Source organism: Geodermatophilus sp. SYSU D00742, assembly GCF_054049935.1.
In genome coordinates this window covers 50371-70853 of the sequence record NZ_JBJGYJ010000003.1, presented here as the reverse complement: position 1 = coordinate 70853, position 20483 = coordinate 50371, and the positions used below count along the sequence as shown (strand labels likewise).

The following is a 20483-nucleotide window of genomic DNA, read 5'->3' as shown; positions in this document are numbered from 1 at the left end:
GTCGTCGCCGCCCGACACGCCGGGGCCGGTGCGCCCGGGCTCGACGCCCCGTGCTCACGGCGGAGGGACGGGCGAGGAGGGAAGACAATCGAGGCTGCCGGCGCTACAGTCGCCACTAGTTGAGTACTCAACCAAGGAGGCCGGCATGCCTGCCGTGACCGTCGAGGACACCACCGCCCTGCCGCGCGTCCCCGTGCCCGCTCCCGGCACGGTGCGCCGTCGGGTCCGCTCGGTGACCACCGCGCCGTCCGGGTTCGAGGGCGAGGGCTTCCCCGTCCGCCGCGCGTTCGCGGGGGTCGACCTCCGCGACCTCGACCCGTTCATCCACATGGACCAGATGGGGGAGGTCGAGTACGCGCCGGGCGAGCCCAAGGGCACCTCCTGGCACCCGCACCGCGGCTTCGAGACCGTCACCTACATCATCGACGGCACCTTCGAGCACGCCGACTCCCACGGCGGCGGCGGGACGATCAGCAACGGCGACACCCAGTGGATGACCGCCGGCGGCGGCGTCCTGCACATCGAGCGCCCGCCGGAGCACCTCGTCGTCAGCGGCGGCCTGTTCCACGGCCTGCAGCTGTGGGTGAACCTGCCCCGGGCGCAGAAGTGGGTCGAGCCGCGCTACCAGGACCTGCGCGCCGACCAGTCGGTGCTGCTGGCCAGCCCGGACGCCGGCGCCTTCCTGCGGGTCATCGCCGGGGACGTCGCCGGCCACCGCGGGCCCGGCTCCACCTACACCCCGATGGCGATGGTGCACGCGACCATCGCCCCCGGTGCCACCCTCGACCTGCCCTGGCGGCCGGACTTCAACGCGCTGGTCTACGTGCTCTCCGGCGCGGGCTCGGTCGGCGTCGACGCCCACCCGGTGCGCACCGGCCAGCTGGCCGTCTTCGGCCCCGGCGACACGATCACGGTCTCGGGTGCGGTGCAGCAGGAGTCCCGGACGCCGGCGCTGGACGTCGTCGTCCTGGGCGGGGCGCCGATCCGCGAGCCGATCGCCATGTACGGGCCGTTCGTCATGAACACCCGGCAGGAGGTCGTGGACGCCTTCACCGACTTCCAGGCCGGCCGCCTCGGGAGCATCCCGGCGCAGCACGTCCCGCACGCCGGTGTCCGGGGCGAGACCGGCCAGGACGCGTAGGGGCCAGGATGTCGACCACCGCCCGAGGAGGGACGCGATGAGCAACCTCGACCGCCGTCCCCCCGCGCATGAGCTGGGGGGCCTGGAGGGCACCCCGGCCGGCCCGGTGCTGGACCTGCTGCCCGGCAAGGAGGTGGTGCTCGGCGAGAGCACCCGCGTGCGCCGGCTGCTGCCGACGCTGGGCCGCCGGCTGGTCGGCGCCTGGGCGTTCGTCGACCACTACGGGCCCGACGACATCGCCGGCTCCGCGGGGATGCAGGTCGCGCCGCACCCGCACACCGGGTTGCAGACCGTGTCGTGGCTGCTCGAGGGGGAGGTCCACCACCGGGACTCCCTCGGCAGCGACGCCGTCATCCGGCCCGGCGAGCTGGCGCTCATGACCGCCGGCCACGGCATCGCGCACTCCGAGCAGTCCCCCGCGGTGCACCCGCGGTTCCTGCACGGCGCCCAGCTGTGGGTGGCCCTGCCCGACGCCGCCCGCGAGACCGCACCCGCGTTCGCCCACCACCGCCAGCTGCCCGGGTTCTCCTCCGACGGGGTGACGGCCACGGTGCTCATGGGCTCGCTCGGCGGGGCGACGTCCCCGGGCACCGCGCACACCCCGCTGGTCGGCGCCGACCTCGACCTCACCGCCGGCGCCGACGTCGAGATCCCCCTCGAGCCGGACTTCGAGTACGCCCTCCTCGCGTCCTCCGGGTCCGCGACGGTCGAGGACACCCCGCTGGAGCGGGGCGCGATGCTGTACCTCGGCACCGGACGGCGATCGGTGCGCCTGCGGGCCGCCGAGGCGGGCCGGCTGCTCCTGCTCGGCGGGGAGCCGTTCGAGGAGCGGATCGTCATGTGGTGGAACTTCGTCGGCCGCACGGGCGAGGAGATCGCCGAGTACGCCGAGCGCTGGAACGCCGAGGACGAGCGCTTCGGCACCGTCGTCGGCTACGACGGCGAGCGGCTCCCGGCGCCGCCGCTGCCGCCGGTGTCCCTGAAGGCCCGCGGCCGGGTGCGCTGACGGCGGGCGCGGGTGCACTCCGCGCCCGCCCGGGCACATCCGGCGCCGGGACGGCGTTCTCGCCGACATGGCTGCTCCCGTGGACCCCCGCATGCTCGCCTTCGTCGCCGAGAACCGCTGGGGGGTGCTCGCGACCGTGAAGCGCGACGGCCGCCCCCAGCTGTCCAACGTCGGCTACGCCTACGACCCGGAGTCGCAGCTGATCCGGGTGTCGGTGACCGCCGACCGCGCCAAGACCCGCAACCTGCAGGCGGACCCGCGGGTGACCCTGCACGTCTCGTCGAAGGACTTCTGGACCTGGGTCGCCGTCGAGGGCACCGCGGAGCTGACCCCGGTGGCGGCCGATCCGCACGACGCCACGGTCGAGGAGCTCATCACCTACTACCGCGGCGCCTCCGGCGAGCACGAGGACTGGGACGACTACCGCGCGGCGATGGTCGCCGACCGCCGGCTGGTGGTCCGGTTCCGGCCGGAGCACGCCTACGGCCAGCTCCGCGGCTGAGCCGCCGCCGGACGGCGCGCCCTCGACGCACCGCACCGACGGCCCCGGGTGCTCAGCCCTCCGCCGGCACCTGCATCACCGAGAAGGGTGCGCCCCACGGGTCCTCGACCACGGCGAACCGGCCGTACTCGGTGTCGGTCGCCGCCATGGTCACCTTGCCGCCACCGGACTCCACCATCGCGACGGCGTCATCGGTCGAGGCCACCGCGAAGCACACCGTCCACCCCTTGGGCGACCCCGGCTGGTGACCGCCGATCCCGCCGAGCGGGTTCCCGCCGGTGGTGAACGTGCTGTACTCCATCTCGCCGTCCATGGGCACGGCCTCGAAGGTGAAGCCGAAGACCGACGCGTAGAACTCCCGCGCCGCTGCGGGGTCGTCGACGGCCGCCTCGTTCCACACCAGCGCCCCCGGCTCGTTGTAGACGCGCGCCCCGGTGTGCGTGCCGGACTGCCACAGGCCGAAGGCGTTGCCCTGCGGGTCGGCCGCGACGGCCATGGTGCCCATCGGCCCGACCTCCATCGGCTCGACGACGACCGTGCCACCGGCCTCGCGGACACGGGCGGCGGTCGCCTGGACGTCGTCGGTGGCGAAGTACGTCGTCCAGGCCGGGGAGTCACCGGGGTCCATCAGCGGGCCGAGCCCGGCCGCCGGCTCACCGTTGCGGTGCGCGTTCAGGTAGCCGCCGTACTCCGGGTCGCCGCCGGTGTACTCCCAGCCGAGCAGCCGGGCGTAGAACTCCTTCGCGCCGTCGACGTCCGAGGCGCCGTAGTCGATCCAGCACGGGGTACCGGCCGGCCACGGGGTGTTCCGAGTGGGCATTGCTCCTCCTCGAGGTGTGGGGAGGGTCACCGTGCCATCGGCCTCCGACAGTTCCCAGTGCCCGACGAGCGGTCCGAGCGGGAGCGGTCAGAACTCCCCGCCGCCGAAGTCCCCGCCGAAGTCGCCACCGCCGAAGTCCGAGGCGCCCCAGTCGCCACCACCGCCGAAGTCGCCGCCGTCGTGGTCGCCGAAGATGAGTCCGCCGAGGAGCAGGCCGCCCAGACCGGCGCCGAGCGGGCTGATGCCGCCACCGCGCCGGGGGGCGCCGTAGCCGCCGTGACGCCCCCCGTAGCCGCCCCAGTTCGCGCCGTAGCCCCCGTAGCCGCCGTAGCCGGTCTGCTGCGACCACCGCTGGACGTCGCCCTCGGCCTCCGCGAGCGCGTGCTGCGCGAGCCGGTCGGCGGTCTGCGCTGCCCGCAGCGCGGCGGCCGGGTCGGTGCCCGCCTGCCGCTCGGCGGCCGCCAGGTGCCGCTCCGCCTCGGCCAGCCGGGTGCGTGCCGTGCTGCCCACGGCGCCGCGGCGGGTACTGATGAAGTCACCGCCCGCGGCGACCGCCGCACGGGCGGTCAGCAGCGCCTGGTCCAGCGCCTCGGCGGCCCGGCGGGCGCGGGTCCGCTCGTCGCGGGCGGTCTGCAGGGCCTGCTCGAGCGCGGCGTCGGCCTCCTCCAGCCGGCGGAGCGCGGCCAGCGGGTCGGGGCGGCTGCCGCCCTCCCCGGCCGACGCGGCGTCCGCGGAGGCGAGGGCGGCCTCCGCGCGGGCGATCTGCGGTCGCAGGTCGCTGCGGCTGCCCGCCGACACCAGCGCACGGGCCTCGGCGAGGTCCTCCTGGATGTCGGCCCGTGCCGCCGGGACGCGCTGCTCGGCGGCGGCGAGGTCCGCGCCCAGGCGGGCGATGGCGTCGAGCAGCGTGGCGCTCTGGCCCACGGCGTTCTCCGCGCCCCGCAGCCGGCCCACCGAGCGGCCGCCCCGACCGGCCGACTGGTCCTCGCGGGCCAGCTCGATCTCCCGTGTGGCCGCCGCCAGCCGCACACCCGCTTCGGCGACGTTCTCGGCGACCGGCGCCACGACCGCCGCGGCGTACCGGCCCCGCAGGTCGGCCAGCCGCCGTTCCTCGTCGGGCAGCCGTCGCTGCAGCTCCTCGATCCGCCGTGCCAGCTCGTCGGCGGCCTGGCCCGCGGTGCGCTCCCGCTCGCGGAGCTCCTCGAGCGCCGTGGCCTGGGCCCGCAGCCGCTCCCCCGCGGCGTCGGTGAGCGCCAGCAGCTCGGTGAGCATGCGGCGCTGGGTCGGCTCGTCCTCGGGGATCTCGTCGTCGAGCTCCTGCCGGATCGTGAAAGCCCGCGCGAGCTCGGCCCGCGACCGGTCCAGCGCCTCGGGCAGCCCGGGGACCGCCTCCTCGCCGAAGTAGGAGCGGGCGTAGTCCAGGTTCAGCTGGGCGCTGCGCACCTGCTCGTCGAGCTCCAGCAGGGCGGTGCTGGCCCGGTAGTTGAGCTGCTCGGTGGGCGTGCCGGCGTGCGGGTCGACCTCCCGGCTCCGGGCGGGGGCGGCGGCCAGCTCGCGCTGCGGGGCCCGCCGGCGACGCCGGGCGACGAGGTACCCGCCGCCGACGAGCAGGAAGAGCAGGACGACGACGGCCAGCACCGCTCCTCCGCCGCCGCCCGCCGAGGAACCGTCGGCCGCGGAGGACCCGCCGCCGCCGGCGGAGAGCCCGTCGGCCAGCGCGACCGACGCCCCGGCCCAGTCACCCTGGGACAGCTGCGCCTCGACGTCACCGGCCAGCACGTCCTGCAGGTCCGAGGCGTCGATCTGGTCGCCGTAGTGGACGCCGTAGAGGCGGTCGTCGACGGCGACGGCCATGAGCACGTCGTCGTCGTCCAGCCCCGTCTGCTGGGCGCTGGACCGGGCCCACTCGGTCCGGTCGGTCCCGTCGAAGCTGTCCACGTAGACGACGTACAGCTCGGTGCCGGTCCCGGAGCTCAGCTCGTCCAGCGCCTCCCGGACCTCGGCCTCCTCCCCGGCGTCCATGACGTCGGCCTGGTCGCTCACCTGGTCGGTGACCCCGGACGGCGGCACGGCCTGCGCGGGAGCGGCGACGAGGAGCAGGGCGGTCAGGAAGGCCAGGACGATCGTCAGCCGGCGCACGGTGGGACCTCCGTCGAACGAGGGCGATCGCTGAGTCGCCCGGACTGTAGGCACGCACGGCGGTCGCACGCAGTTCCCCGGCGGGGTGTGCGGCGCCGGCCGGCCGTCAGAAGCGTCCCCCGCCGCCACGGCGTCCCCCGCCGGAGGAGCGCCGCCCGCCACCGGAGGAGCGCCGCCCGCTCCCGGACCGGCGTCCTCCGCCGCCGAAGCCGCTGCTGCGGTGGCCGCGCGGTCCTCCTCCGCCGCCCCCGAAGAGGATGCCGCCGAGCACCAGGCTGCCCAGGTCCAGGCCACCGCCCCGACCCGGGGAGCCGCCGGCGAGACCGCCCGACCCGTAGCCGCCCGTGCCGGCCGACCACGAGCCGACGTCGCCCCGGGCGACGTCGAGCGCGCGCCGGGCCAGGGCGTCGGCGTGCTGCGCCTCGCGCAGCGCAGCGACCGGGTCCTGCTGTCCCTGCGCCACGGCGACGTCGAGGTGGCGCTGCGCCTCCGCGAGCCGGGTACGGGCCTCCGGGCCGACGGCGCCGCGCCGGGTGCTGATGAAGTCGCCGGCCGCGGTGATCGCCGACCGCGCGGCGAGCAGCGCCGAGTCGAGCGCCGCCGCCGCGTGGCGGGTCCGGGCCTGGTCATCGCGGGCACCGCCGAGGGCCTGCTCCAGGGCGGTGTCGGCCTCCTCCAGCTGCCGCAGGGCGGCCAGCGGGTCGGGCCGGCCGTCCGCGGGGCCGAGCGCGGCGGCGGACGCGGCCAGCGCCGCCTCCGCCCGGGCCAGCTGCGGCGCCAGGCCGGTGCGGTCCCCGGCGGCGACGAGCGCCCGCGCCTCGGCGAGGTCCTCCTCCGTCTCGGTCCGGACCGCCGCCACCCGCTCGGCCGCGGCGTGCAGGTCGGCGGCCAGCCGGCCGATCGCGTCGAGCAGGGTCACGGTCTGGGCGACGGCGTCCTCGGCAGCCCGGACGTCGGTCACCGCCGCGCCCGGCTGCCCGGCGGCGAGGTCGCCCCGGGCCTCGGCGACCTCCTGCTCCGCGGCGGCCAGGCGCGCCCGCGCCTCGGCCACGTTGTCGGCCACCGGCGCGAGGGCGGTCTCCGCGTAGCGGCGGCGCAGGTCCTGCAGCCGCTGCTCCTCCACCGGCACCCGGGCGTGCAGCTCGGCGATCCGCGGCTCGAGGGCGTCCAGGACCTGCGGCGCGGTGCGCTCCAGGTCCCGCAGCCGCGCGAAGGCCTCGGCCTGGTCGTCGAGCCGGGCGTCGGCGGTCTCGACCAGCTCCAGCAGCGTGGTCAGCAGGCGTCGCGTCGCCGCGTCGTCCTCGGGCACCTCGTCGTCGAGCTGCTGACGCAGTGCGAAGGCCCGTGCGAGCTCGGCCTCGGACTCGGCGAGGGCCGTGTCGAACCCCGTCACCGCCTCGGCGCCGTACTGCGCCCGGGCGTAGTCGAGGTCGATCCGCGAGGTCTGCACCTGCTCGTCGAGCTCCAGGAGCGCCGCGCTCGCCCGGTTCTGCAGCTCCTGGGTGGGGACGCCGGCGTGCGGGTCGGCCGGACCGGCGTCGGGCTGCTGCGCGGGTCGGCTGCGCCGGCGCGAGCGGGCGACCAGCCAGGCCCCGCCCCCGACGACGGCCACCCCGCCGACGACCAGCAGCGCGGTCGACGCGCCGCCCCCGGATCCGCCGCGCAGCCCGTCGGCGAGGGCCACGACGGCGCCGGCCCAGTCCCCGTCGGAGAGCGCCGGCTCGACGTCCTCGGCGAGCAGCGCGTCGACCTCGTCGTCGGAGAGCCGGAAGCCCTCGTCGACGGAGATGCCGTACGCCCGGTCGTCGACGGCGACGGCGAAGAGCACGTCGGTGCGGCCCAGCTGGGACGCCGCCGCGGCCTCCTGCGCCCACTGCCGGCCGGGGACGCCGTCGAAGCCGGACACGAAGGTGACCCACAGCTGGGTGCCGTCCTCGGCGCGCAGCGCGTCGAGCGCCTCCTCGACGCGGGACTCCTCGCCGGAGAGCGCGCCGACCCGGTCGACCACCTGCTCGTCGAGCCGGGAGGGGGGCACGGCCAGCGCCGGCCCACCCGCGACCAGCAGCAGCGTCAACATCCCCAGGACGACGACCAGCCGCCGCACGGGCACCTCCGAGGTGGGACGACGATCGCAGCGGGTCGACCCTACCGACGCCGGAGGGGTCCCCGGGGGCCTCCCGGGGTACGGGCGCCGGACGTCGTCCACCAGGAGGTCCCGTGTCCGAGCCCGACCGCATCCCCGCCGCCGACCTGCCGCCCCGGGCGGTCCGCCGCGTCGGCGACTGGGCGGTGGGCAACCGCGACGGGGAGTACTTCGCCGTGTCCCGCCGCTGCCGCCACCAGCTGGCCGACCTCTCCGAGGGCAGCCTCGACGCCGACGGCTGCCTGGTCTGCCCGTGGCACCAGAGCCGCTACGACGTGCGCACCGGGGAGATGGTGGAGGGGCCGCGCGGCTTCCTCGGCTACCACGGGCCGACGCCGGGCTACACGCAGTTCGTCCGGGCCTACGCCCGCGTGCTGCGACTGCGGGTCCGGCGGGCCGTCCGCCGCGGCGACGACGTCGTCCTGGAGTGAGTGGATCGGAACGGGGCGGGGAGCGCGCCGTCCCACCCCACTCAGGCGTCGCGGAGCTGCTGCCAGACCGCTCGGCGGCGGGCCTGCTCGTCGGGGTCGGGCACCGGCAGGGAGGCCAGCAGCCGCTGGGTGTACGGGTGCTGCGGAGCCCCGAGCACCTCCGCGCCGGTCCCCTCCTCCACCAGCCGGCCGCGGTAGAGCACCCCGATCCGGTCGGCCAGCAGGTCGACGACGGCGAGGTCGTGGCTGATGAACAGGCACGCGAAGCCCAGCTCCCGCTGCAGCTCGGCGAACAGCTCCAGCACCCGGGCCTGCACCGAGACGTCGAGGGCCGAGGTCGGCTCGTCGGCGATGAGCAGCTCCGGGTCCAGGGCGAGGGCCCGCGCCAGGCTGGCCCGCTGCCGTTGCCCGCCGGAGAGCTCGTGCGGGAAGCGGTCGCCGAAGGCCTTCGGCAGCTGCACCGCCTCCAGCAGCTCGTCGACCCGGCCCCGTGCGGCCCCGGGGTCGTCGGCCCGGCCGTTGACGACCAGCGGTTCGGCGACCGCCTCGGCGATGGTCAGCAGCGGGTTGAAGCTGGACGCCGGGTCCTGGAAGACGAACCCGATGCGGCGGCGCACCGGCCGGAACGCCTTCTCCCTGACGCCCCGCATCTCGGTGCCGAGCACCTGCAGCGAGCCGTCGGTGACCCGCGTCAGCCCGGCGATCGCCCGCCCGATGGTGGTCTTGCCGCTGCCGCTCTCGCCGACCAGCCCGAGCACCTCACCGGGCCGGATGGCGAAGCTGACGCCGTCCACGGCGACGAAGTCGGGCGTGCGCAGTCGCCCCGGGTAGACGATCCGCAGGTCGCGCGCCTCCACCACCGGTGTCGACGCGGCCCACGCCGGCGCCCGGGTGGCCGCCCGTTCCCGGGCACGCGCCCGCCCCTCGCCCAGCCGCGGCACCGAGCCGAGCAGCTGCCGGGTGTACTCGTCCCGCGGCGCGGCGAACAGCGTCCGGACGTCGGCCTGCTCGACGATCCGCCCCTGGTACATCACGGCCACGCGGTCGGCCAGGTCGGCGACGACGCCCATGTTGTGGGTGATCAGCACGATCGCGGCGCCGAACTCGTCGCGGCAGCGGCGCAGCAGGTCCAGGATCTCGGCCTGCACGGTGACGTCGAGGGCCGTCGTCGGCTCGTCGGCGATGATCACGCCGGGGTCCAGCACGAGCGCCTGCGCGATCACGATGCGCTGCTTCTGGCCGCCGGAGAACTGGTGCGGGTAGTGGTCGACCCGCTCCTCGGGGTCGGGGATGCCGACCCGGCGCAGGACGTCGACCGCCCTGGCGCGGGCCTCCTTGCGGCTGTACTGCCCGTGCGCGCGCAGCCCCTCGGCGATCTGCCAGCCGACCGGGTAGACGGGGTTGAGCGCGGTCGACGGCTCCTGGAAGACCATCGCCGCGTCGCGGCCGCGCACCTCCCCCAGCTCCCGCCGGGTCAGGGTGACGACGTCGTGCTCGCCGGTCCCGTCCTTGCGGCGCAGCACCACCGCGCCGCGGGTGGCGGCGGTCTCGGGCAGCAGCCCGAGGATGCTGCGCGCGGTCACCGTCTTGCCGCTGCCGCTCTCGCCGACGACGGCCAGCACCTCGCCGGCGGCCACGGACAGGCTCACGTCCCGGACGGCGGCGATGGTGCCGGCATCGGTGGCGAAGGAGACCGACAGGTTCTCGATGTCGACGACGTCGTCGCGTGCGGTGGTCATCAGGCGCTCCCCTCGAGGCCGGACAGTCCTGCCGGACCGGCACCCAGCGGGCCGCCCGGTACGACCGGGGTCTCCGCGACGTCACCGGTGTCGGCCGACCGGCGGCTGCGCAGCCGCGGGTCGGCCAGGTCGTTGAGGCTCTCCCCGACCAGCGTCAGTCCGAGGACCACCAGCACGATCGCCGAGCCGGGGAAGACCGCCGTCCACCAGATGCCGCTGCTCACGTCCGACAGCGACTTGTTGAGGTCGAAGCCCCACTCGGCGGCCGCGGTCGGCTCGATGCCGAAACCGAGGAACCCGAGCCCGGCGAGGGTGAGGATCGCCTCCGAGGCGTTGAGCGTGAGGATCAGCGGCAGCGTGCGCGTGGCGTTGCGCAGCACGTGCCGGCTCATGATCCGCCAGTGCCCCGCGCCGACGACCCGGGCGGACTCGACGTAGGCCTCGCCCTTGATCCGCACCGTCTCGGCACGCACCACGCGGAAGTACTGCGGGATGAACACGACGGTGATCGAGATGGCCGCGGCGAGGATGCCGCCGTAGAGGCTGGACTGCCCGCCGCTGATCACGATCGCCATGACGATCGCCAGCAGCAGCGACGGGAAGGCGTAGACCGCGTCGCAGACGACGACCAGCACGCGGTCGAGCCAGCCGCCGAAGTAGCCGGAGACCAGGCCGAGCAGCACGCCGGCGAACAGCGAGAGCACGATCGCGACCACGATCACCATGAGCGCGGTGCGCGACCCGTAGACGACGCGGCTGAGCACGTCGTACCCGCCGACGGTGGTGCCGAGCCAGTGCTCGGCCGAGGGGGGCTGCTGGGCGCCGAAGGCGCCGTCGGCGTCCCGGAGCTGGTTGTAGCCGTAGGGGGCGAGCAGCGGGGCCAGCAGCGCGGTGAGCAGGAAGACACCGGTCAGGACCAGCCCGACGACGAGCATCCCGCGCTGCAGGCCGACGCTCTGCCGCAGCTGGTGGACGACGGGCAGCCGGCGCCAGCCTCGGCGGGCGGGGTCGGTGCGGGGGGTCTGCTCGACCGGAGGGGCGACGGTGGCCATCAGTACCTCACCCGGGGGTCGATGAGCGCGGCGATGACGTCGACGACGAAGTTGGTGACGGCGACGATGACGGCGAGCATGGCGACGATCCCCTGCACCGCGACGAAGTCGCGGGCCTGCAGGTACTCGGCCAGCTGGAAGCCCAGGCCCTTCCACTCGAAGGTCGTCTCGGTCAGCACCGCGCCGCCCATGAGGAGGGCGACCTGCAGGCCGATGACGGTGATGATCGGGATGAGCGCGGGCCGGTAGGCGTGCTTGCGCAGCAGCCGCCGCTCGGCGACGCCGCGGGAGCGGGCGGCCTCCACGTAGCCCGTGCCGAGGGTGCCGATGACGTTGGTGCGCACCAGCCGCAGGAAGACCCCCGCGGTCAGCAGGCCGAGCGCGACCGCGGGCAGGACGGCGTGCTCGAGCACGTCGGAGACGACCTCGCCGTTGCCCAGCCGGATCGCGTCGATCAGGTAGATGCCGGTCGGGTCGTCGAGGAACTGCAGCTCGATCTCGGCCCGGGTCGAGGCCCGCCCGGCGACGGGCAGCCAGCCCAGGCCGCTGGCGAAGACCAGCTTGAGCACCAGGCCGGCGAAGAAGACCGGGGTCGCGTAGCAGAGGATCGCGAAGACCCGCAGCACGGCGTCGGGCCACTTGTCGCGGGAGTAGGCGGCCAGCCGGCCCAGGGGGATGCCGACGACGAAGGCGACGATCAAGGCGTAGAAGGCCAGTTCCAGGGTCGCCGTCCCGAAGGTGGTGAGCACCTCGGTGACCGGGCGGCGGTCCGACAGCGTCGTCCCGAAGTCGCCGGTGGACACGTTGCCGAGGTACTCGAGGTACTGCACGAGGATGGGCCGGTCGTAGCCGGCCTCCCGGACGCGCTGCGCCAGCTCCTCCGCGGTCAGCCGGCCGCCGAGGGCGGCGGTGATCGGGTCGCCGGTCGAGCGCATCAGGAAGAAGACCGTCGTCACCAGGATGAAGACGGTCGGGATGATCAGCAGGAAGCGGATCAGGATGTAGGTGCCCAGGCCGCCTCCGCCGCTGCGACGTCGGCGCGTCGGCGCGTCCTCCTGGGCCGGCTCGCCGGCCGCGAGCTCGGTCGCTGTGGTCATGGCCTTCCTCCGTGCGTGCGTGGTCCGCACATGGGTGGCCCCGGGTGACTCCGCCGTGCGGCGGGGTCACCCGGGGCCGGTGTCGCCACCTTCTCAGCCGGGCGTCAGCCCCGGCTCAGGGCGCCGTAGCGGAACTTGAAGGACGCGTCGAGCGTGTCGCTCGCGCCCTCCACGCCCGTCCGGACGACGGCGACCTGGGCGCCCTGCAGGTACGGCAGGGTGGACAGGTCCTGCGCCACCAGCTGCTGGATCTGCTCGATCAGGGCGGTGCGCTGGGCCGGGTCCGGGGTCGTCGCCTGCTGCAGGATCATGTCGTTGACCTGCTTGTTGTCGTAGTGGTTGGCCAGGAAGTTGTCCGTGATGAAGAACGGCGACAGGTAGTTGTCGGCGTCGGAGTAGTCCGGGAACCAGCCCAGCTGGTAGGCCGGGTAGACGTCGGCCACGCGGTCCTCGGAGTACTGCACCCACTCGGTGGTCTGCAGGTCGACCTGGAACAGGCCGGTGGACTCCAGCTGGTCCTTGATCAGGGCGTACTCGTCACCGGAGGACGGCCCGTAGTGGTCGTTGGAGTACTGCAGGCTCAGCTGGACCGGGGTCGGCACGCCCGCTGCCTCGAGGACCTGGGCGGCCTTGGCCGGGTCCGCGCCACCGTTGCCGTCGCCGTAGAGCTCCCGCAGCGGGGTGGCGGCGCCGGTCAGGCCCTCGGGGACGAAGGAGTACAGGGGGGTGTAGGTGCCCCGGTAGACCTGCTCGGCCAGCTCCTCGCGGTCGATCAGGTGCGCCACCGCCTGGCGGACGGCGGTCGCCTTGGCCGGGTCCGCCTCCGGCGTCGTGGCCCCGAACGGCTGGGTGTTGAAGTTGAAGACGATGTAGCGGATCTCGCCGCCGGGACCGTCCACGACCTCGACCTCGTCGTTGCCGCGCAGGTCGTCGATGTCGGTCGCGCTCAGGCTGCGGAAGGCCACGTCGATGTTGCCCTCCTCGATGTCCAGCTTGAGGTTCGAGGCGTCGGCGTAGTAGCGGACGTTGACCCGGTCGGTCTTCGGAGCGCCCAGCAGACCCTGGTAGTCGGGGTAGGCCTCGTAGGAGATCAGGTTGTTCTGGTCGTAGTTGGTGATCGTGTACGGGCCGTGGAAGGCGTTGCCGTCGACGATCTCCTGGTCCGGGGTCAGCTCGGTCGCCGACAGGACGTCCTCGTCGACGATCGGGCCGGCCGGGCTGGACAGGATCTGCGGGAACGTCTGGTCGTTGCCCGACTTCAGGTTGAACACGACGGTCGTCTCGTCGGGGGTCTCGACGCTGTCGAGGTTGGCCAGCAGCGCGGCCGGACCGTTCGGGTCGTTGATCGCGACCATCCGATCGAAGCTGAACTTGACGTCCGAGGAAGTCAGCCCGTTGCCGTTGGCCCAGGTCAGACCCGGCTTCAGGGTGACCGTGTACTGGGTGGGCGAGGTGAACTCCGCCGACTCGGCGATGTCGGGCTCGACGTCGGGGCTGCCGTAGTCGGTGTTCATCAGGAACGGGAAGACCTGGTTCATGACGGCGAAGGAGCCGTTGTCGTACGAACCCGCCGGGTCGATCGTGGTGATCTTGTCGCTGGTGCCGATCGTCAGCGCGTCGCCGCTGCCGCCGCCCGAGCCGCTGCCGTCGCCCTCGTCGCCGCCGCCGCACGCGGTCAGCGCCAGCGCGGTGACCGCGAGGCCCGCCGTGGCCGCGCGCAGGCGCCGGCCGGTCAGAACGGAACTCATCCGCCTACCTTCGTTCTTCCTGAGATCCCCCGCGGGCACCGGACATCTTCCGCGCCGCAGCGGGGTGTGGGTGTTGGTTACCCATGCGTAGCACAGGGCGCCGGGCTCCCAGGAATCCCCCGGGGGACTGTTATCGCCTCGTGACTGGCCCGGGGGCGCGCGACCGACCTGCGCTCACGCGTCGATGCGGCGGCGACCCTCGAACGCCCGGCCGAGCGTGACCTCGTCGGCGTACTCCAGGTCACCGCCGACCGGCAGACCGCTGGCCAGCCGCGAGACGGCCAGCCCCATCGGCCCCACCAGCCGGGCGAGGTAGGCGGCGGTCGCCTCTCCCTCGAGGTTCGGGTCGGTGGCGATGATCAGCTCGGTCACGGTGCCGTTCATCAGCCGCGTCATCAGCTCCTTGACGCGCAGGTCGTCGGGGCCGACGCCCTCGATCGGGCTGATCGCGCCCCCGAGCACGTGGTAGCGGCCGCGGAACTCGCGGGTGCGCTCGATCGCGACGACGTCCTTGGGCTCCTCGACGACGCAGATGACGTCGTCGCTGCGCCGCGGGTCACGGCAGATGCGGCACTGCTCGCCCTCGGCGACGTTGTAGCAGGTCACGCAGAACCGGACCTCCGCCTGCACCCGCTGCAGCGCCGCCACGAGACGGCCGACGTCGGCGGACTCCGACGCCAGCAGGTGGAAGGCGATGCGCTGGGCGCTCTTCGGCCCGACGCCGGGCAGCCGGCCGAGCTCGTCGATGAGGTCCTGGACGGCCCCCTCGTACACGGTGTTCCTCTCGTCGCGGAGGGGACGGCACGGCTCAGAGGCCGGGCAGCCCCAGGCCGCCGCCGAGGCCGCCGGCGAGCGGCCCCATCCGGCTGGCGGTGAGTTGGTCGACCTGGCGCGCGGCATCGCGAACGGCGGCGACGACGAGGTCCTGCAGCGTCTCGACGTCGGACGGGTCGACGGCCTCGGGCGCGATGGTGACCGCGGACAGCTCGCCCTGGCCGGTCATCGTCGCGGTGACCAGGCCGCCACCGGCCGTGCCGGTCACGGTCTCCTGCGCCAGTTGCTCCTGCGCGGCAGCCAGCTGCTGCTGCATCTGCTGGGCCTGCTCGAGCAGGCGGGCCATGTCGGGCTGACCACCGGGGAACATGACCCGAGGGTAGGCCGCGGGTACGACGCACGGCGGGACGACGGGCCGACCACCTTCATCAACCAAGCGGTTGACAACGCCGGACCCGCGCGCCACCCTCTTTGTCAACCGACCGGTTGAACAGGAGGGAGGTCCACCCCGATGGCCGCTGATCCGCTCTCCCGGGTCTTCGCGGCCCTGGCCGACCCGACCCGGCGCGACATGGTCGCCCGGCTGGCGACGGCCGACGCCACGGTCGGCGAGCTCGCCGAGCCCTACGCGGTGAGCGTCCAGGCCGTGTCCAAGCACCTGCGGGTGCTGGAGGACGCCGGCCTGGTCAGCCGCAGCCGCGACGCGCAACGCCGTCCGGTGCACCTGGAAGCGGAGGTCCTCGACCTCATGACCGGGTGGATCGAGCGCTACCGCCGCCAGGCGGAGGAGCGCTACCGCCGTCTGGACGACGTCCTGCGGTCCATGCCGGACGACGCCACCCCACCCACTCCCCCAGGAGGGAACCCGTCATGACCACCACCCAGCACCACGAGACCGAGATCGCCCTCGACCCCGAGGTGCCGCTGGTCCGGATCACCCGCGAGTTCGACGCGCCGCCGGCCAAGGTGTTCCGCGCACACACCGACCCCGACCTCCTCGTCCAGTGGCTCGGTCCGCGCGGCACGGAGATGTCGATCGACCACCACGACTGCCGCACCGGCGGCTCCTACCGGTACGTGCACCGGCAGGACGGGGAGGAGTACGGCTTCCGCGGCTGCTTCCACGAGGTGCGGCCCGACGAGCTGATCGTGCAGACGTTCACCTTCGAGGGCATGCCCGACGGCGTCGCCCTGGAGAAGCTCGTGCTCGAGGACCTGGGGAACGGCCGCACCCGGCTGACCGCGACGTCCCTGGTGGACTCGTTCGCCGACCGCGACGCCTTCGTGGCCAGCGGCATGGAGGTCGGCGTCCGCGAGGGGTACGAGCGCCTCGACGAGGTCCTCGCGCGGGGCTGACCCCCGGCCGGGCGTGTCCGCGGGCGCCGGGGCGCCTCCCGGGGCGTTCCCGTCCGCCCGGGCCCGGAAGGGGCACTGCCTCCGCTCAGCCGTCGATGGGGCGGGCGCCGAGCTGGGCCCGCAGCAGCGACAGCGCCGCCTGCTCCGGGTCGACCACCGGGTCGGGTTCGCGCTCCCCCGCGCCCTCCGCGGCCCGCTCGGCCATGAGCTCGCGGGCCTCGGCGACCTCCGCGGCCCGGGCCGCCTCGCGGGCGGCCTCCGGCGCGACCGCCGGCCCCCCGCCGCGGGCGGCACCCTCCACCACGACCTGCACCTTCCAGCGCACGCCGAGCAGCTCCTGCAGCGACTGCCGGACGACGTCCTTGTTGAGGTCGTCGCCGAGCATCTTCGCCAGTGCCGGCGAGGTCGCCGCCAGGGTGAGCGTCCCGTTGCCCAGGTCGTGCACCTGGGCGCTCTTGAGCAGCGCCTCGGTGGTGCGCTTGTGGCCGCGGACGACCTTCAGCAGCTCCGGCCACACCCGGCGGACGTCGGCGGTGGTCAGCGCGCCGTCGCCGGCCGGCTGCTCGGGCTGGGCCGAGACCACCGGGGTCGGCTCGCCCCCGCGCGGTGCCGGCGAGGACTCCGCCGCGGCCCGGGGGGCGGGGTCGGCGGCGGGCCGGGGCTGCTCGAGCCGGGCGGCCGCCGCGGCCGCCGCGGCGGGACGGGGCTGGTGCGGCCAGTCCTCGTCGTCGGTCGGCTCCGGCGGCAGGGGGACGTCCGGTTCCCCCTCGGCCACCCGGGGCCGCCGACGCTCCTCGGCGGGCGCGGGGTCCGCGGCCGCGGGCGCGCCGGCCGCCGGCCGCCGGCCGGGAGCGCCGGAGCCGGGCGGGGTCGTCGCGGGCCAGCCGTCGTCGGCCACCGGAGCCGGCCGCGCCGCCGGGGCGCCGGACCCCGGCGGTGTGGTGGCCGGCCACCCGTCGCCGGCCGGGCGGGCGTCCGTGGGCGCGGCCGGCTGCGGCTCGGCGCCGGGCCCGGCCGGCGGGGTCACGGGGTGCTCGGCGGGCGCGGGCGTCACGGGCCGCTCCGCCGGTGCGGCCGGTGCGGCCGGTGCGGACACGGTCGGCGCGGGCCCGGCGGGGGTGGACGCGGGCGCAGCCGGCGCCTCCGCGACCTGAGACCTGCGCACGAACTCCCGTCGCGGACCGGCCGGCGGCGCGGGCGCGGGCGGGACGTCGTCCACCGGCTCGCGGCGGGGCGCGGCCACCGGGGCGGCCGGTGCCTCCACGGGGCGTCCGGCGTGCTCGCCGGCGATCGACAGCCGCCGCTCCAGGCGCTCCAGGCGCTGGAGGGTGGCCACCGCTGAGTCGTCGGTGCCGGGAAGCAGCATGCGCGCGCACACCAGCTCGAGCAGCAGCCGCGGCGCCGTCGTCCCCCGCATCTCGGTCAGGCCCTCGTGGACCGTGTCGGCCATCCGCGACAGCGTCGCCGAGCCCAGGGCGCGGGCCTGGGAGCTCATGAGGTCCAGCCGGTCGGGCGGGCAGTCGAGCAACCCGTTGCCGCCGGCGTCGGGGACGGCGTCCAGGACGATCAGGTCGCGCAGCCGGTCGAGCAGGTCGGTGGCGAAGCGGCGCGGGTCGTGCCCGGCCTCCACCACCCGGTCGACGGCGCGGAAGACGCCGGGGGCGTCGTGCGCGGCGAGGGCGTCGATGGTCTCGTCGAGCAGGGCGTCGTCGGTGACGCCCAGCAGCCCGACGGCGCTCTTGTAGGTGACGCCCTCGGGCCCGGCCCCGGCCAGCAGCTGGTCGAGGATCGACAGGGAGTCGCGGACCGAGCCGCCCCCGGCACGCACCACCAGCGGGAAGACGGTCGGCTCGACGGCCACGCCCTCGGCGGCACAGGTCTTCTCGAGCAGGCCCCGCAGCGTCGTCGGCGGCACCAGCCGGAACGGGTAGTGGTGGGTGCGCGAGCGGATGGTGGGGAGCACCTTGTCCGGCTCGGTCGTGGCGAAGACGAAGACGAGGAACTCCGGCGGCTCCTCGACGACCTTGAGCAGGGCGTTGAAGCCCTGCGTGGTCACCATGTGTGCCTCGTCGACGATGTAGACCTTGTAGCGGCTGTTCACCGGCGCGAAGAACGCGCGCTCGCGCAGGTCGCGGGCGTCGTCGACACCACCGTGGCTGGCCGCGTCGATCTCGATGACGTCGAGCGAGCCGGGGCCGTCGGGGGCCAGCGCGACGCACGAGCCGCACACGCCGCACGGGGTGGACGTCGGCCCCTGCTCGCAGTTCAGCGATCGGGCCAGGATGCGCGCGGACGACGTCTTGCCGCAGCCGCGGGGGCCGCTGAACAGGTAGGCGTGGTTGATCCGCCCGCCGTCGACGGCGTTGACCAGCGGGGCGGTCACGTGCTCCTGGCCGACCACCTCGGCGAAGGTCGCCGGGCGGTACTTCCGGTAGAGCGCCAGTGCCACGCAGGCGAGGTTACGTGGGACGAGCGACGGATCGGCGCACCGCCGGTGTGGACCGGTGGCGGGCCGGAGGGTCCCCGGCCGGGACACGCGGCAGCGGCGCCACAGGAGTGGGGAACGGCACGTGGCCGCGGTGTCGCCCGGTCGGACGACCGGGACAGAGCAGAGGACCCCCCGCGCACCCGCCAGAGCCCGCTTATCCTTGCTGCCTTCCGGCCCTGGGGAGGTTCACAGGATGACGCCACGCGAGGGGTCGTCGTCCACTGTAGGTCACAACCCGGCGGCCGCCGGCAGGACCCCCCGCTACGCTCCGACGACATGACGCCTCCGCACGCCTGCGTCCTCCCCCCGCCCCGCTCCTGACCCGGAGCACCACAGGCCGACCCCGCCCGGCACCCGGTGCCGGGACGCTGCGCCGTGCTCCGGACCGCATCCCCCGATCCGGATCTGCGACCAGGAGCGTCATGTCCACCCGCACCCGAGCCGCCAGCAGCGGCTCCTCGACCGCCGCGACCGGCGGTTTCGTGTCCGTCGTCCTCGCCGCCCTCTGCTGGGGCACCGCCGGCGTCAGCGGCCGCGTCGTCGCCGACCGCACCGACCTCGGCCCCCTCGACATCGCCTGGCACCGCATGGCGATCGGCGCGGCCGTCCTCCTCGCCGCCCACCTGCTCACCCGGCGCCGCCGCGCCGGCACCGCTGTCCCGGTCACCGGCCGGGTCGCCGTGCGACTGGCCCTCGTGGCCGCCGGCCTGGCGGCCTACCAGCTCGCCTACTTCGCCGCCGTGGCGACGGCCGGGGTGAGCGTGGCCACCCTCGTCGCGCTCGGCCTGGCCCCGCTGCTCATCGCGGTCGGCGCGGCGCTGCTCGGCCACGGCCGCCCGGACCGGACGACGGTGCTCGCGCTGGCGGTCGCGCTGACCGGCCTCGGGCTGCTGGTGGGCCTGACCGCCGGCGCCTCCGCGGGGACGGCGGTGCTGCTCGGCGCCCTGCTCGCGGTCGGCTCGGCGCTCGGCTACGCCGTCGTCACCCTGGCCAGCGGGGACGTGCCGGCCGGTGTCCCGGTGACGCTGGCCGGCTTCGTCGGCGGAGCGGTCCTGCTCACGCCGGCCGCGCTCGCCACCGGCCTGCGGTTCACCTCGGAGCCGGTGGCCCTGCTCACGCTGCTCTACCTGGGGGCGGTGCCCAGCGCCCTGGCCTACGCCCTGTTCTTCCGCGGGCTGCGGACGGTGCCCGGCGCGGTCGCCGCCATCGTGACGTTGCTGGAGCCGGTGACGGCGACGGTCCTGGCGACGGCGTTCCTCGGGGAGCGCCTGCCGCTGGGCGCGCTCGCCGGCGGGGTGCTGGTGCTCGCCGCGGTCGCCGGTCTCTACCTGCGCCGGCTGGGCCCGCCGGCCGTCGGGGACGTCGTCCCCGAGCCCACCGCCTGAGACGCACGGAGGCCGGGCCCCGCTCGGAGCGGGACCCGGCCTCGGGTGCGGAGGATGGGAGATTCGAACTCCCGAGGGGTTGCCCCCAACCCGCTTTCCAAGCGAGCGCCATAGGCCACTAGGCGAATCCTCCACCTGCGCGGGCCAGGATACCGGGCGCCGTCGCGGCGGTCAGCCGCGGTACCCGGGGAGCGCATAACGCGGTCGGACACAGGGCGGTGTTTCCCGGCGGTCGGCTGGGGCAGGGTGGTCCGGAACGGGATCAACGGCCCGTGCGACAGGAGAGGACGCCCCCATGAGCGAGACCGACCAGGTCCGGCCCGACGTCGTGGAGGCCATCGTCGCGGTGCTCCACGGCGCCGACCCCTCCGGCCTGCCACCGACCGCGACCAAGGAGGAGAAGGACGCCGCGAAGGACCGCTACCTGTCGGAGTTCGTCGCCGAGCGCAGCAAGCGCGACCGCCAGACGAGGGCGTGGGAGCTGCTGCTCACCCGCAGCTACGACGAGCCGCCGACCTGGCAGCGGCTGTTCGACGACCTCCCCCCCGACGCCGCCGGTGAGCTCGGTGAGCTCTACGACGCACTGCCGGCCGGGGCCCAGGAGGAGTACGCCCGCCGGTTCGGCGTCCCCAGCGGCGTCTGACCGGCACCGACGGCGGGTC

General features: G+C 75.1%; 18 protein-coding genes, 1 tRNA gene and 1 other RNA gene. 8 read left to right on the top strand and 12 right to left on the bottom strand.

Features of this window, described 5'->3' with window-relative positions; genetic code table 11:
- The first annotated feature begins 145 nt into the window (after positions 1–145).
- The 3 genes from ACI78V_RS02925 to ACI78V_RS02915 all read left to right on the top strand — a co-directional run bounded on the left by ACI78V_RS02925 (position 146) and on the right by ACI78V_RS02915 (position 2649).
- On the top strand, positions 146–1141 hold the full coding sequence (locus ACI78V_RS02925; RefSeq protein WP_456848743.1) for a pirin family protein: 996 nt from the start codon (positions 146–148) through the stop codon (positions 1139–1141).
- A 37-nt stretch (positions 1142–1178) separates the two neighbouring features.
- Positions 1179–2147, top strand: coding sequence for a pirin family protein (locus ACI78V_RS02920; RefSeq protein ID WP_456848741.1), 969 nt, complete (start codon positions 1179–1181; stop codon positions 2145–2147).
- A gap of 67 nt (positions 2148–2214) precedes the next feature.
- On the top strand, positions 2215–2649 hold the full coding sequence (locus tag ACI78V_RS02915) for a PPOX class F420-dependent oxidoreductase (RefSeq protein ID WP_456848739.1): 435 nt from the start codon (positions 2215–2217) through the stop codon (positions 2647–2649).
- 52 nt (positions 2650–2701) lie between these two features.
- Here ACI78V_RS02915 and ACI78V_RS02910 read toward each other — a convergent pair whose 3' ends face one another.
- The 3 genes from ACI78V_RS02910 to ACI78V_RS02900 form a co-directional block, all read right to left on the bottom strand.
- Complete coding sequence (locus ACI78V_RS02910) at positions 2702–3469, bottom strand: VOC family protein (protein WP_456848737.1); 768 nt, start codon at positions 3467–3469, stop codon at positions 2702–2704.
- 87 nt (positions 3470–3556) lie between these two features.
- Positions 3557–5608, bottom strand: coding sequence for a TPM domain-containing protein (locus ACI78V_RS02905; protein WP_456848735.1), 2052 nt, complete (start codon positions 5606–5608; stop codon positions 3557–3559).
- 106 nt (positions 5609–5714) lie between these two features.
- A complete protein-coding gene (locus tag ACI78V_RS02900) occupies positions 5715–7712 on the bottom strand; it encodes a TPM domain-containing protein (RefSeq protein ID WP_456848733.1) in 1998 nt (665 codons plus the stop codon).
- A 113-nt stretch (positions 7713–7825) separates the two neighbouring features.
- Here ACI78V_RS02900 and ACI78V_RS02895 point away from each other — a divergent pair, with 113 nt between their 5' ends.
- Complete coding sequence (locus tag ACI78V_RS02895) at positions 7826–8182, top strand: Rieske (2Fe-2S) protein (RefSeq protein WP_456848731.1); 357 nt, start codon at positions 7826–7828, stop codon at positions 8180–8182.
- Between the two features lie 41 nt (positions 8183–8223).
- Here the strand turns inward: ACI78V_RS02895 and ACI78V_RS02890 are convergent, their stop codons facing one another.
- The 6 genes from ACI78V_RS02890 to ACI78V_RS02865 all read right to left on the bottom strand — a co-directional run bounded on the left by ACI78V_RS02890 (position 8224) and on the right by ACI78V_RS02865 (position 14962).
- A complete protein-coding gene (locus ACI78V_RS02890) occupies positions 8224–9921 on the bottom strand; it encodes a dipeptide ABC transporter ATP-binding protein (RefSeq protein ID WP_456848729.1) in 1698 nt (565 codons plus the stop codon).
- The gene (locus ACI78V_RS02885; protein WP_456848727.1) at positions 9921–10973 is read right to left on the bottom strand and encodes an ABC transporter permease; all 1053 of its coding nucleotides are present in this window, start codon (positions 10971–10973) and stop codon (positions 9921–9923) included. The genes ACI78V_RS02890 and ACI78V_RS02885 overlap by 1 nt, the downstream gene beginning before the upstream one ends.
- Complete coding sequence (locus ACI78V_RS02880) at positions 10973–12070, bottom strand: ABC transporter permease (RefSeq protein WP_456848725.1); 1098 nt, start codon at positions 12068–12070, stop codon at positions 10973–10975. Before ACI78V_RS02880 ends, ACI78V_RS02885 begins: the two co-directional genes overlap by 1 nt.
- A 104-nt stretch (positions 12071–12174) precedes the next feature.
- Complete coding sequence (locus ACI78V_RS02875; RefSeq protein WP_456848723.1) at positions 12175–13818, bottom strand: ABC transporter substrate-binding protein; 1644 nt, start codon at positions 13816–13818, stop codon at positions 12175–12177.
- Positions 13819–13992: 174 nt separating this feature from the next.
- Entirely contained in the window at positions 13993–14592 is a 600-nt protein-coding gene (recR, locus tag ACI78V_RS02870; RefSeq protein WP_456848721.1) for a recombination mediator RecR, read from the bottom strand.
- Between the two features lie 34 nt (positions 14593–14626).
- Positions 14627–14962 carry a YbaB/EbfC family nucleoid-associated protein gene (locus ACI78V_RS02865; protein WP_456848719.1) on the bottom strand — a complete coding sequence of 112 codons (336 nt, stop codon included), beginning with the start codon at positions 14960–14962 and terminating at the stop codon, positions 14627–14629.
- Between the two features lie 141 nt (positions 14963–15103).
- Here ACI78V_RS02865 and ACI78V_RS02860 point away from each other — a divergent pair, with 141 nt between their 5' ends.
- A complete protein-coding gene (locus ACI78V_RS02860; RefSeq protein ID WP_456848717.1) occupies positions 15104–15466 on the top strand; it encodes an ArsR/SmtB family transcription factor in 363 nt (120 codons plus the stop codon).
- Positions 15463–15948, top strand: coding sequence for an SRPBCC family protein (locus ACI78V_RS02855; RefSeq protein WP_456848715.1), 486 nt, complete (start codon positions 15463–15465; stop codon positions 15946–15948). Before ACI78V_RS02860 ends, ACI78V_RS02855 begins: the two co-directional genes overlap by 4 nt.
- Positions 15949–16033: 85 nt before the next feature.
- Here ACI78V_RS02855 and ACI78V_RS02850 read toward each other — a convergent pair whose 3' ends face one another.
- Both ACI78V_RS02850 and ffs read right to left on the bottom strand, forming a co-directional pair.
- Complete coding sequence (locus tag ACI78V_RS02850; RefSeq protein ID WP_456848713.1) at positions 16034–18397, bottom strand: DNA polymerase III subunit gamma and tau; 2364 nt, start codon at positions 18395–18397, stop codon at positions 16034–16036.
- 159 nt (positions 18398–18556) lie between these two features.
- An RNA gene (ffs, locus tag ACI78V_RS02845) (signal recognition particle sRNA small type) lies at positions 18557–18652 on the bottom strand.
- Between the two features lie 206 nt (positions 18653–18858).
- Here ffs and ACI78V_RS02840 point away from each other — a divergent pair.
- On the top strand, positions 18859–19821 hold the full coding sequence (locus ACI78V_RS02840) for a DMT family transporter (RefSeq protein ID WP_456848711.1): 963 nt from the start codon (positions 18859–18861) through the stop codon (positions 19819–19821).
- Positions 19822–19869: 48 nt separating this feature from the next.
- Here ACI78V_RS02840 and ACI78V_RS02835 read toward each other — a convergent pair.
- A tRNA-Ser gene (locus ACI78V_RS02835) sits at positions 19870–19954 on the bottom strand.
- A gap of 162 nt (positions 19955–20116) precedes the next feature.
- On the opposite strand from ACI78V_RS02835, the gene ACI78V_RS02830 reads away from it, so the two are divergent.
- Complete coding sequence (locus tag ACI78V_RS02830; protein WP_456848710.1) at positions 20117–20464, top strand: hypothetical protein; 348 nt, start codon at positions 20117–20119, stop codon at positions 20462–20464.
- Positions 20465–20483 lie beyond the last annotated feature (19 nt).